Here is a 12,972-nt window from a genome sequence, read left to right as displayed (position 1 = left end):
TTTTCCTTTTTTTAAAAGCAAATTAAAACATGGCGGATCGAGGCACAATACATCATAAGAAACAACCTACGGAGGTTTTGCCATGGATACGAAAGCAACCAGGATCGAGAAGGATTTTCTAGGTGAAAAAGAAGTTCCCGTTGACGCCTATTACGGCGTACAAACCATGAGAGCCGTGGAGAACTTTCCGATTACAGGCTATCAGATTGATGAAGAGCTGATTAAAGCTTTGGCAATGGTCAAAAAAGCGGCGGCTCTCGCCAACATGGATATTAAACGTTTATATAAAGAGCTTGGCGAAGTCATCGTAAAAGCTGCCGGCGAAATAGCGGAAGGGCTCTGGCACGAGCATTTTATTGTCGATCCCATTCAAGGCGGCGCCGGCACTTCAATGAATATGAATACGAATGAAGTTATCGCAAACAGAGGTTTAGAACTTTTAGGGAAAGAAAAAGGGGATTACTTCCATTTAAGTCCGAACACACATGTCAATATGGCCCAATCAACGAATGATGTGTTTCCGACAGCCATTCATCTGGCCACATTGAATCACTTAAAACGGCTCTTATCGACGATGGAGCATATGTTGGATGCCTTCCGCAAAAAAGCGGCGGAATTCGATTCAGTCATTAAAATGGGCCGCACCCATCTTCAGGATGCCGTCCCGATCAGGCTCGGCCAGGAATTCGAAGCCTACTCCCGGGTGATCGAACGCGATATTCAGCGGATCAGGCAGTCGCAGCATCATCTCTATGAAGTCAATATGGGGGCCACGGCCGTCGGCACAGGTTTGAACGCCGATCCGAGATATATTCAAAACGTTGTCGCGCACCTCTCAGATATTAGCGGCTATCAGCTGACCGGCGCAGACCATCTTGTCGATGCCACACAAAACACGGATGCCTACACAGAAGTATCGGCTGCTTTGAAAGTCGGCATGATGAACATGTCCAAGATCGCCAACGATTTACGTTTAATGGCGTCTGGCCCGAGGGCAGGTCTAGCCGAGATCCGGCTGCCGCCCCGCCAGCCCGGCTCCTCCATCATGCCCGGCAAAGTAAATCCGGTGATGCCTGAGCTGATGAACCAGATCGCATTTCAGGTGATCGGCAACGATAATACCATCTGCCTTGCATCAGAGGCGGGTCAGCTTGAGTTAAACGTGATGGAGCCCGTGCTTGTCTTTAATTTGCTGCAGTCGATTAAAATCATGAACAACGGATTTCGCGTATTTACCGATTACTGCATCACCGGGATTGAAGCGAATGAGATCAGGCTGAAGGAATTCGTTGAAAAAAGCGTAGGGACCATTACGGCTGTCAATCCGCACCTTGGCTATGAAGCCGCCGCACGAATTGCGAAAGAAGCGATCGCCACAGGACGATCAGTGCGCGAGCTGTGTTTGCTCCATGATGTTTTAACAGAGGAAGAATTGGATCTCATTCTGGATCCTTATGAAATGACGCATCCGGGCATCGCAGGCGCTTCGCTTCTCGAGGAATAGCCATCCGTCTTTCTCAATATGCTTTCAAGCGTTTATAGACGCCCGAGACGGGCTAAACATTTAATATAAATCAATTGAAAGAGGGTGGAAAGACAATGTTAGGATTTCTCGTTTCTTTAATCGTAGCCATTGTCATCGGATTAATCGGAGGTGCAATCGGAGGCCACGGTGCACCGGGCTCCATGGTCATCGGCTTTATCGGAGCTTGGATCGGCCACGGGCTGTTTGGTACGTGGGGGCCTGATATTGCGGGATTCGCCATCTTTCCGGCGATTATCGGAGCCGCAATTCTCGTCTTCATTTTAAACCTGATCTTCCGCGGAAGAATGGGTTCTCAAGCATAACTTCCAGCCAGCATCGCCCGAAAGCGGTGCTGGTTTTTTTGTTTGGCCGAAACCATTCTCGCATATACTATAGCATCTTATGGTTGACAATTGATCATTGCGGGCATATGATGATGATATAAATTTGCACTAAGGAAACTTTTATGTACAAGGAAAAACAACTGAGAATATAGGTGAATAAAATGGTCAGTCACGATTTGTCCAAACACTCGCAAATATCAAAAGAAGCCCAAGATGCACTGGATGGAAAAAGCAAAGGCTTCAAAAGGCTGCTCCCTTTTTTGGGTCCGGCGTTTATCGCGGCTATAGCCTATATTGATCCAGGCAATTTCGCCACAAATATCGCGGCTGGTTCGAAATACGGCTACTTGCTTTTATGGGTAATCCTTTTTTCAAATATTATGGCTTTGCTGATTCAGTCATTGTCAGCCAAACTGGGAATTGCAACGGGTAAAAACCTGCCCGAAGTCGCCCGGGAAGAATTCCCCAAACCGGTCTCCATCGGCTTGTGGATTCAGGGAGAGCTTGTCGTGATCGCGACGGACTTGGCCGAATTTATCGGAGCTGCTCTCGGGCTCTACTTGCTGTTCGGCATACCGATGCTTGAAGCATCGATTATTGCTGCCGCCGGATCTTTCGCCATTTTGGAACTGCAAAGGCGCGGCGTCAGACCGCTTGAAGCGGCGATAACAGGAATGCTTTTCATCGTCGTGATCGCATTTGCCTTTCAAACGTTTTTTGCAAAACCTGATATCGGATCGGTTTTGGAGGGCATGTTTGTCCCCCGCTTCGATGGTGCTGACAGCATCCTGCTGGCGGCGGGAATCTTGGGAGCGACGGTGATGCCGCATGCCATCTATCTTCATTCCGCTCTCACACAGCGAAGAGTGGTCGGAAAAACGGAAGCGGAAAAGAAAAAGATATTCCGCTTTGAGTTCATCGACATTTTGATCGCCATGCTGATTGCCGGAGCAATCAATGCGAGCATGCTGATCGTAGCCGCTGCACTGTTTTATAAGAACGGCATTTTCGTCGAAGACCTTGATGTGGCCTTCAGCCACTTCAGCAGCATGGTCAGTCCGCTTTCCGCCGTATTGTTCGGCGTCGGCCTGTTAACAGCCGGTTTATCAAGTTCGTCTGTCGGAACGCTTTCAGGAGATATTATCATGCAGGGCTTCATTAATTTCAGGATTCCGCTTTATTTAAGACGGTTCATTACGATTTTGCCGCCGATCGCTATTATTGCTTCAGGGGTGAATCCGACAACCGCTCTTGTCTTGAGCCAGGTCGTCCTGTCATTCGGCATCGCCTTTGCCCTTATCCCGCTTATCTTATTTACGAGCAATAAACGCATTATGGGGAGCCTGAAAAATGCAAAGTGGATAACAGCCGTCTCATGGCTGATCGCTGCCTTAATCGTCGCCCTCAATATTTTCCTGATTTACGATACATTTTCTGGTTAAAAGTCGGCCTCGGTCGGCTTTTTTATATTATACTGAGAAAAAGGGGGATTCTGGATGTTTAAATTAATGGTACGTGATGATCTGTATTTAAAAATGCTCGAACCAAAAGATGCCAGGGCCGTTTATATGCAGATCCAACAGTCTAAAGATGTGTTGCGGAAATGGCTGTTTTGGGTGGACGGCACAAAGCAGCTGGAAGATACCGAAGCTTTTATCGAAGAAAGCATGAAACAGGCCGCTGCAAACAACGGGTTTCAAGCGGGAATATGGCATCAAGGCCAATTTGCCGGAATCATCGGACTCCATTACATTAACTGGATCAACCGCACGACTTCGATCGGCTATTGGCTCGGGGAGCCTTTTCAAGGAAAAGGAATGATGACGGATGCCTGCCGGGCGCTGATCGATACGCTTTTCAGCGAATACGATTTAAACCGGATTGAAATCAGGGCCGCTGTTCAAAACGTAAAAAGCCAGGCCATTCCGGAAAGGCTCGGCTTCACGAAAGAAGGCTGCCTCAGACAATGCGAGTGGCTCCACGACCACTTCGCCGACCATTTCGTATACGGGCTTCTGAAAGAGGAATATGAGGCCCGCAGCAAATGAGTCCGGGATTTGTCACACGCATTTTACGCCGCAATCTGGTATGATAGATTAAAAAATATGGAGTTTTGAACATGAAAGTATTTATACTGTTTTATCTATGGATTGTCCCGCTCGTCATCGGGCTGATATTTTTCCGGGTTACCCAGCGGACAAGTTTTAAAAAAAGGTTTTATCCAGGCTACATCATGATCGTTCTTGCTGCGGCTGTATTTGCCGTCTGCTACTTGATCGGACAGCCTTACCTCGGGAATTTCTTCGGCGGTACGATGCTGTTCGGCACCCTGCTGCCGTTTATGGCTGCCGCAATGAAGAAAAAGAAATAACGAATCTCAAAAACCCCGGCATGTTTTTGGAGAGACCCAAATAAATGAGACAAGGAAAAAACACCCCCTGAATCGTATTAATACAATATGATTCTTAGGAGGGTGTTTTTCTATGGGCACAAGAGTACATTACGCAGAAGAAGTAAAATGGGAAGTAATTAAAATGAAACAAGCTGGAATGACAAACAAAGAAATAATGGAACAACTGGGGATAAAAAATAAGACTCAAATTAAAACATGGATGCGATGGTACAAAACAGGCCAAACCTATCGATTTTCGCAACAAGTTGGAAAACAATATTCCTACGGTAAAGAATCGGAGGAAATGAGTGAGCTAGAAGAATTAAAACTAAAGAATAAACAGCTAGAGGCTCAATTGGCAATTATAAAAAAGTACCAGGAGATCGAAAGGAGTTGGAGCCACGAGTCATTGTCCAAGTTGTAGAAGAACTCTCAGCCACTTTTAAAATAATTGATATTCTTGGAGTATTAGGCATACCTAAGTCAACATATTACCGTTGGAAAAAGAAGTATAAAAAAGTTGAGCTAACTTCATTAGAAGAGCTAGTAATCAAGCTGTGTAAGAAAAACTTCTATCACTATGGTCATCGTAAAATTAAATCCATCTTAAACAGAAAGTATGGGATAAATGTAAACCGCAAAACTGTACAAAAAATTATGCAAAAGTTTGAGATTCAGTGTCAAGTTAAGAAGAAGCGACAAAAGTACATTTGTGGTGAGAGTAATATTATTGTGCCGAACACTCTCAATCGTAATTTTAAAGCAAGCCGATTAAATGAAAAATGGGTAACCGACATTACCTACTTACCTTATGGCTCGACTATGTTATATTTATCAACGATTATGGACTTATATAACAACGAAATAGTGGCTTACAAAATAGGTACGAGCCAAGATATTAACCTAGTATTAGACACATTGAGGGAAGCTGTAGAATTACGTAAACCAGTAGGGTTACTTCTTCATAGCGACCAGGGATCTGTCTATACTTCACATGCATATCAGAATTTGGCCAAAGAAAAAGGCATTACCACAAGCATGTCTCGAAAAGGAAACTGCCATGATAATGCCGTCATTGAATCCTTTCACTCCTCGCTAAAGTCGGAAGGATTTAACGCTCAAAGTAGAGCATCTATATCCAATTCTAAAGTAGTACAAATTGTAAATCAATACATGTATCGATATAATCATGTACGAATTCAGGCAAAATTAAACTACCTGTCCCCACTGGAATACAGGGGACAGGCAGCATAGGTGTTTTTTCTAAGTCTCATTTTAACGGGTCAGTTCATTTTGGAGAGCCGGGGTTTTTGATCGCTTATTTTCTCTGTTTGCACCAAAACCCGCTGATTCACAAATCGGTTTTCCAAACAGATCAAGAAAAGTCCAGGCTTTATTTGTTCACTAGATCAACATCAATCACTTGATAGAAAGCGTTTTCAGTATCAGCCACATCCCAAACGGCAAGTATGACATGATACCCGAGGCGGTCTTCAGGAATATAAATGTGGTGAGATAAATTGCGAGATGCAGGGGAACCGTCATGCGGAACGGCGCCAATCAGTTCAAAGTCTGCGCGCTTAAGCGGTTTGTCAGGATCCCAGCCTTTTTTGGTGATATAGTAGTGCCATTGGCTCGTATTGTGGGGGGCGGTATATGTCCAGGTAAAGGTGTGTTCTCCGCCGGTCATGATATGTTTAAACCAGCGATTTTCCGACTGCTGATCAAGAATTCCGCCGAACAGCCCGCCTGCGGATGCAATTTGTCCATCTGCCGGGCCGCTATGCGGAAACCCTTTTTTCGCTTCCAGGCTTTGCGGCTCATACATCACGCTTCCACAATTCAGATTGAGAAATCCGAAAGCCTCACTGCACAGAGCCGCTCTGCTCCCCGGTTTTTCGATAAAACCATGAGCGAAGGCCTGCTGAGGAACGATGGACATCCACAGCAATCCGGCTGCTAATATGAAAACGGTGCTGAAGGTGGTTTTTGGCAAACGATACACGTTACAATCCCCTCTCTTTTCACAGTGTTGAGACGGGTTTTGATGCAAAAAGAAAACATACGCGGCCATTCCAATATTACCCATTCAATTTTAACATCTGACCGTTATAAAGCCAAGGGACGATCTCCCTTGGCATCATACTAAAAAATCCTTTTTAAACTTTTTTTCAGCGGCGGCAAGTCGAGCTCTTTTTTCTCAACTAGTTTTTTGATCATATATTTGCTGTAGTTTACAGCTTGTGTATAGGATATTTTTCCCGGAAGAGGCGGTTCGTCTTCAATTGCCACATCGATAATCGACGGCTTTTGTGAATGAAAGGCGCTTTTCAAAGCAGGAATAAGCTCTTCGTGCTTTGTCACGCTGAAGCCCTTCCCGCCGCAGGCTTCGGCAAACTTGGCATAATCGACGTTTTCGAGCGCCGTCGCATAATTAACATGCCCTTTTTCCTGCTGTTCATATTGAATCATTCCCAAGTTCTGATTATTTAAAATCACAACAACAATGGGCAGTTCGTATTTGACAGCAGTCGGAAAATCGTGCATAGACATGCTGAAACCGCCGTCTCCGCACACGGCTACAACCTGGCGTTCCGGATGGGAAAGCTTTGCAGAAATCGCGCCTGGAAGACCGCATCCCATCGTGCCAAGCCAGCTTGATATCAAAAAATCCTGATTGGTCATATTAAAATGGCGCGCCGTCCAAACCGTCACATTTCCGACGTCAACGGACAGAACCGCATCATCTGCGACCGCGTCCTCAAGTCTTGCAATCACCTGCTGAGGCTTCAGCGGCTCTGTCGCTACCTGTTCGTCTTTTTCAACTTCATAACGCCACTTCCTCATATGTTGTATACAGCTTTCCAAAAATGCGCGGTTCGATTTCCGTTCAATTGTTTTCGTCAGTTCAAAAAGCCCTTTTTTCGCATCGCAGACAAGGCCGGCGGTGACAGGATACCGTTTGCCGATTTTCGCCGGATTGTTGTCAAGCTGAATAGCCGGGGCATCTTCCGGCAGATAATCGCGGTACGGAAATGAAGTCCCCAGCATGATCAACAGATCGCTTTCCTCCATCGCTTCATATGCAGGCTTTGTGCCGATGTGTCCGAGGTTCCCGAGCATATGCGGGTGCCGATCAGGTACGACCCCTTTCGCTGGGAGTGTGACAATGATCGGAGCGGCCGCTTTATCTGCAAACTCGAGCAGCTCGTCTCTCGCCGATTTCATTCCCCGTCCCGCTAAAATCACCGGTTTTTTTGCCTGGTTAATCAATTGTGCACACTGCATCAGCTGGCTTTTCTTCGGTTCAAGATCGCCTTCGATATAAAGCGCAGACGTATAAACCGGCTTCCGCTTAATCTTTTCTGCAAACAGATCATCGGATACGCTCAGAACGGCGGCCCCTTTTTGGCTGTATGCGGTACGGATCGCCTGATTCAAAAGATCTGGCAGGGCTTCAGCCGAATGCACCTGCTGATTAAAGAGAGCCACATCCTCAAACATTCGTTCAAGACCGATCTCCTGAAAATAATCTCTCCCGATTTCATCCGAAGACACCTGTCCTGTAATCGCAAGCACAGGCGCCCCGTCAGCTTTCGCATCATACAAGCCGTTCAGCAGATGAACGGCGCCCGGGCCCGCTATCGAAAGGCAGACGCCGATTTTGCCTGTCAGCTTTGCATCGGCTGCGGCAGCGAGAGCAGCGGTTTCTTCATGACGCACTTGAATGAAGCGGAGGCTGTTTTCTTCATGCCGCAATTCATCGATAAATTCGTTGACGCTGTCGCCCGGCATGCCGTAAACATGATCAATGTTCCATTCCTTCAGCAGTTCTGCAGCTATTTTTCCTGCGGTTTTGTTTGCCATATCACGTCCTCCTTTGTTTTTTCCATACCTCCTTCCATTTCTGCTGAAACGTTTTGCAGCGTACCCGCCAAAAAAACAGCCTGCAGAGGCATGGCTCTGCAGGTTTTTTACTTTTTAAAATGGTATGGAAGCGTGGCAACAACTATGTCTTTTTTCCACAGGAGCCTCAGCCGCAGCAAAAGCGCGGACTGATTGTGAAGAATGTTGTGCCAGCTTTTTTTCGGAATGAACTGGGGTACGAGAACCATCACAGAGTAGTTGTAGCTCGCCGCTTTGGCTTCAACTGTTTCCAGAAACTTTTCCAATGGGTGGATCAAGCTTCGGTATGAGGAATAAAGCGTTACAAGCCTGACCCCGTTTTGAAGAGCCTCCCATTTCTTCTCAATCTTTTTCTCTTCTTCTTTGTCAAATGATACATGAACCGCAATCACTTGATCTGACAAGGTTTTTGCGTATTGGACCGACTTTTCGACGACGCTTGTCACACCCGCGACAGGTACAATGACGATATTTCCTTTGATCGGCTCCAAAGGCTTGCCTGTTATTCTCAGCTGCTCGCTCACCGCTGTATAGTGCTTTTTCACCACATAAAAGGCCCAAATGACAATCGGCATGAAGATGACAATCGGCCAAACAAGCGCAAACTTTGTAATGAATAAAATCAGCAGCACGACAGCGGAGATGGCGGCTCCTGCTGCATTAATGATCATTTTTGCAATCCAGCCGTCCGGCTTTTCCCTCATCCATTTCAAGCACATCCCCGTCTGCGAAAGGGTAAACGGTATAAACACGCCGACCGCATATAAAGGAATGAGATGCTCCGTCTGTCCGTTAAACAGCACAATCAGCACAATCGATGCAATACCGAGAAAGATGATCCCGTTTGAATACCCTAAGCGGTCTCCTCTGACCGTAAACATTCTCGGCATATATTTATCCCGGGCCAAATTAAACGCAAGCTGCGGGAAGGCCGAGAACCCGGTATTTGCCGCCAGCACTAAAATCATTGAAGTCGTGCCCTGAATGAAAAAGTAAAGGAAAGACCGCCCGAATGTTTCCGATGCAATCTGCGAAACAACCGTCTCTTCGCTTTTCGGCGTGATGCCGTAACCGAAAGCAAGCATTGTAATCCCCGAAAACAGGACAGCCAGCAATATCCCCATCATCGCAAGGGTATTTGCGGCATTTTTTGGCGCGGGATCTTTAAAAGCAGGTATCGCATTGGAAATCGCCTCTACGCCGGTTAATGCCGAACAGCCTGAAGAAAAAGCTTTAAGCAGGAGAAACAGGGACAGCCCGGCAACAGGCGTGCCGACTGCAGCATGCTCCGCCGGCTCGATTTGCCCGGTAAGCAGCTTGTAGCTGCCTGCCGCGATCAGAATCAAGAGAGCGGCCACAAATAAATACACAGGGTATGCCAATATTGAAGCCGATTCTGTCAGCCCTCGTAAATTTAAAACCATAATCAAAAGCACCAGCACAATCGCTATCAGAAGATGATACGGATGCAACATAGGAACTGCCGATGTAATGGCGTCGGTTCCCGCGGAAACGCTGACGGCTACTGTCAAAATATAATCGACAAGAAGAGACCCTCCTGCGACCAGCCCCGGGTTCACTCCAAGGTTTTCCCTTGATACAACATAAGCTCCTCCTCCGTGCGGATAAGAAAAAATGATCTGCCGGTATGAAAGAATTAATGCCGTCAATAAAATCATGACGCCTGCGGCAATCGGCAGAGAATACCATAATGCGGCGGAACTGACAGCCGCCAAAACGATCAGAATCTGCTCTGTTCCGTAAGCGACGGAAGACAGGGCGTCAGAGGAAAGCAAAGCCAATGCTTTTGTTTTTGTAATCTTTTGTTCTCTAAGCTCTTTTGATTTCAATGGCTTCCCGATTAAAAACCGCTTTATTGCACTATACATCATTGTCTTCTCCTTCTTTGCTGTTTTTTCAGTATTTTTTCGCACAAAAAAGCGCAGAGGCAAAAGCCCCTGCGGAATCGGATTTTTATTCCCAGGTTATCTCCCTCTCTCTTAACGCTTACGAGGTTAGCTGACGGATTCGGGCTCACGAGAGTTTGCCCTACCTTTAAAAGGATTCACCCCGGAGGCTGTACGCCTCTAAATGGTTCCCCCGCTCTTTTTTAGATTAAGCGATTTTGGATTATTATAGAGAGATCATACTCCCGTTTACGAGCATTGTAAATACTTTTTTAATATAAAAAAAACCGGCGGTAGACAGGCTTTCTGACCTATTGATTGTACATCAATTCTTTTCTTAAACCCGACAGAGCAAAAGAGAAAATCGAGATATCATGCTTCGTTTTCCGGCTGTGCTCAACTTCGCTAAAATTCCCCTGCCACAAAAGTGCGGGGCGATTTTCCAAAGGCGGAGTCGGTCTTTATACAAGAGCGGCTGACAAGGATTTCAACATTGATCGGCATCCAGAATATCCTCATGTTTCAATCCGATTTTCCTGGGCGCGGCTACATGAATTTCCCGGTTTTTTCCGCGCAGTGAATCTCCTTCTATCATCGCGTCATAACAGCAGCTTTTTGTGATATTTGGACAAATTAAAACAGCCTGCCGTCCCCGGCAGGCTTCCCGTTTTATTGATCAAGCTTCAGCTTCTTCAGCTGTTCGGCGAGCGCATTGTTGATCGGCTCATCCTTGTTTTGCTTTTTCATGTAAGAGTGTACATCGCGTTTTGACGCTTTTGAATTTTTGTCTTTGGCTCTGCGCTTTTCGAAAACGGAGAGCTTTTCGCGGTGGCCGCAGACACAGGCAAAGGTTTGGCCTTCCCCGTGGCCGCGCAGCTCCATGCGCTTATGGCAAACCGGGCAGCGGGCGTTCGTCTGTTTGGCGACCGTTTTCCGATGGCCGCACTCCCTGTCCTGGCAGACGAGCATTGTGCCGCGTTTGCCGTTTACTTTCAGCATCAGTTTTCCGCAGTCAGGGCAATGTGTTCCTGTGATATTGTCGTGCTTAAACTTTTGATTGCTGCTTTTGATTTCTCTGATCGTCTGCTTTGCGTACTCCTTCATTTCTTTAATGAAGGCTGAAGATTTCAGCTTTCCTTTCGCAATGCCTGACAGCTTCTGCTCCCATTCGGCGGTGAGGGCCGGAGATTTTAAATCTGACGGAACAAGCTCAAGGAGCTGTTTTCCTTTTGAAGTAATGTAAATATCTTTTCCTTTTTTCTCAATCAGGAACGTGTTGAACAGCTTTTCGATAATATCGGCGCGTGTCGCGACCGTCCCAAGTCCGCCCGTCTCTCCGAGGGTTTTCACAAGGTTTTTTTCTTCTCCCTGCATAAATGCGGCTGGATTCTCCATCGCAGACAGCAATGTTCCTTCATTAAACCGCGCCGGCGGTTTTGTTTCACCCTTCGTCTCTGTCAAAGACCGGACGGAAAGCGTGTCGCCTTTTGCGAGTTTTGGAAGGGTTTGATCCTTTTCTTCCTCGTCATCATCTTCGTCTGCGAAATCGTACACCGCTTTCCAGCCTTGCGACTGAACTGTTTTCCCTTTTGCCGTAAAGGTTTCTCCGCCGATTTCGGCAAACACTTTTGTTTCTTCATATTCAAACGGCGGCATTAAAACAGCGAGGAAGCGCTTCGCGATCAAATCGTAAAGCTTTCTTTCCTTTTCGCTTAACGCGCCGAGCGCAAGCGGCTCTTCCGTCGGAATAATCGCGTGGTGATCGGATACTTTCGCATCGTTGACAAAGCTTTTATTGGCTTTAACCCCCCGCTTCAGGATCCGGGCCACATGCTGGGCATAAGGCTTCACCTGCATGCCTTCCAAACGGTCTTTCAGCGTCGGGACGATGTCATTGGAAAGAAACCTTGAGTCCGTCCGCGGATAGGTGACGAGCTTGTGCTGCTCATAGAGCTTCTGCAAAACGGACAGCGTTTCTTTTGCGGAAAAGCCGAAGCGTTTATGGGCGTCCCTCTGCAGCTCAGTCAGATCATAAAGTCCGGGAGCAAAGCTTTTTTTCGCCGTTTTTTTCAAGTCGACGATGACGGCCGGTTTGCCTTGCAGCGCTCCTGCAAGCTGCGACGTCACAGATGCGTTGAACGTGCGTGTCTGTGACGTCTTTTTGTCCTGCCATGTCAGCGTCATGCCGTCGACCGCTGCGCGCAAGCCGAAATAAGGGACGGGTTTAAAGTTCTTAATATCTTCCTCTCTTTTGGCGATCATTGCCAGCGTCGGCGTCTGTACGCGCCCGCAGGAAAGCTGGGCGTTGAATTTCGTTGTCAGCGCCCTCGTCGCGTTGATGCCGACGATCCAATCGGCTTCAGCTCGAGCCACAGCTGAATGGTAAAGGTTTTCAAAGTCTTTGCCGTTCTTTAAGTTTTTAAATCCGTCTTTGATCGCTTTGTCAGTAACAGATGAAATCCACAGACGCTTCAATGGCTTCGTGACCTTTGCTTTTTCGATGATCCAGCGGGCGACGAGCTCGCCTTCCCGGCCGGCATCGGTTGCAATGACGATGTCTTTGACATCTTTTCTGATCAGCTGCGATTTTACCGCCTGAAACTGTTTTCCGGTCTTTTTGATCACGACGAGCTTTAAAGGCTCAGGGATGATCGGCAGGTCTTCAAGCCGCCAAGACTGGTATTCCTTTCCGTATCCTTCAGGGTCCGCCAATGTGACCAGATGGCCGAGCGCCCATGTCACGATATAGCGGTCGCCTTCAAGATATCCGTTTCCTTTTTTATGACACTTCAGCACGCGGGCCAAGTCACGGCCGACTGAAGGTTTTTCTGCTAAAACAACTGTTTTAGACACGTCCATCATCACATCACTTTCTTGTTCATGCATCCTTATATTATA

General features: G+C 47.0%; 9 protein-coding genes, 1 pseudogene and 1 riboswitch. Of the genes and pseudogenes, 6 read left to right on the top strand and 4 right to left on the bottom strand.

The window, feature by feature from the left end:
• The first annotated feature begins 82 nt into the window (after window positions 1–82).
• The 6 genes from aspA (at window position 83) to TRNA_RS24090 (ending at window position 5,515) form a co-directional block, all read left to right on the top strand.
• Window positions 83–1,504, top strand: a complete 1,422-nt coding sequence (gene aspA / locus TRNA_RS24120) for an aspartate ammonia-lyase (protein WP_003179075.1) — start codon at window positions 83–85, stop codon at window positions 1,502–1,504.
• 95 nt (window positions 1,505–1,599) lie between these two features.
• The gene (locus tag TRNA_RS24115; protein ID WP_003179074.1) at window positions 1,600–1,848 is read left to right on the top strand and encodes a GlsB/YeaQ/YmgE family stress response membrane protein; all 249 of its coding nucleotides are present in this window, start codon (window positions 1,600–1,602) and stop codon (window positions 1,846–1,848) included.
• 182 nt (window positions 1,849–2,030) lie between these two features.
• Window positions 2,031–3,311 carry an Nramp family divalent metal transporter gene (locus TRNA_RS24110; RefSeq protein WP_003179070.1) on the top strand — a complete coding sequence of 427 codons (1,281 nt, stop codon included), beginning with the start codon at window positions 2,031–2,033 and terminating at the stop codon, window positions 3,309–3,311.
• 54 nt (window positions 3,312–3,365) lie between these two features.
• Window positions 3,366–3,917, top strand: a complete 552-nt coding sequence (locus TRNA_RS24105) for a GNAT family N-acetyltransferase (RefSeq protein WP_003179069.1) — start codon at window positions 3,366–3,368, stop codon at window positions 3,915–3,917.
• A gap of 71 nt (window positions 3,918–3,988) precedes the next feature.
• Entirely contained in the window at window positions 3,989–4,240 is a 252-nt protein-coding gene (locus TRNA_RS24100) for a hypothetical protein (RefSeq protein ID WP_003179067.1), read from the top strand.
• Between the two features lie 112 nt (window positions 4,241–4,352).
• Window positions 4,353–5,515, top strand: a protein-coding gene (locus tag TRNA_RS24090) for an IS3 family transposase (RefSeq protein ID WP_085959889.1) whose coding sequence is annotated in 2 segments (ribosomal slippage) — window positions 4,353–4,629 and window positions 4,629–5,515 — 1,164 coding nt in all. Because the reading frame shifts where the segments join, the coding sequence is not laid out codon by codon here.
• A 145-nt stretch (window positions 5,516–5,660) separates the two neighbouring features.
• Here the strand turns inward: TRNA_RS24090 and TRNA_RS24085 are convergent.
• From TRNA_RS24085 to TRNA_RS24070, 4 genes and pseudogenes are all read right to left on the bottom strand, one after another.
• A pseudogene (locus tag TRNA_RS24085) lies at window positions 5,661–6,191 on the bottom strand (lytic polysaccharide monooxygenase); the annotation flags it as partial.
• 215 nt (window positions 6,192–6,406) lie between these two features.
• The gene (locus TRNA_RS24080; RefSeq protein ID WP_003179063.1) at window positions 6,407–8,128 is read right to left on the bottom strand and encodes a pyruvate oxidase; all 1,722 of its coding nucleotides are present in this window, start codon (window positions 8,126–8,128) and stop codon (window positions 6,407–6,409) included.
• Between the two features lie 107 nt (window positions 8,129–8,235).
• The gene (locus tag TRNA_RS24075; RefSeq protein WP_011197562.1) at window positions 8,236–10,056 is read right to left on the bottom strand and encodes an APC family permease; all 1,821 of its coding nucleotides are present in this window, start codon (window positions 10,054–10,056) and stop codon (window positions 8,236–8,238) included.
• 99 nt (window positions 10,057–10,155) lie between these two features.
• A riboswitch (cyclic di-AMP (ydaO/yuaA leader) is annotated at window positions 10,156–10,299 on the bottom strand.
• A gap of 444 nt (window positions 10,300–10,743) precedes the next feature.
• Window positions 10,744–12,927, bottom strand: a complete 2,184-nt coding sequence (locus TRNA_RS24070; RefSeq protein ID WP_025805960.1) for a DNA topoisomerase III — start codon at window positions 12,925–12,927, stop codon at window positions 10,744–10,746.
• Window positions 12,928–12,972: the final 45 nt, after the last annotated feature.

The sequence above is a fragment of the Bacillus licheniformis DSM 13 = ATCC 14580 genome (genome assembly GCF_000011645.1).
GTDB classification, from domain to species: Bacteria; Bacillota; Bacilli; order Bacillales; family Bacillaceae; genus Bacillus; species Bacillus licheniformis.
This window is presented reverse-complemented; position numbering and strand designations above follow the sequence as displayed.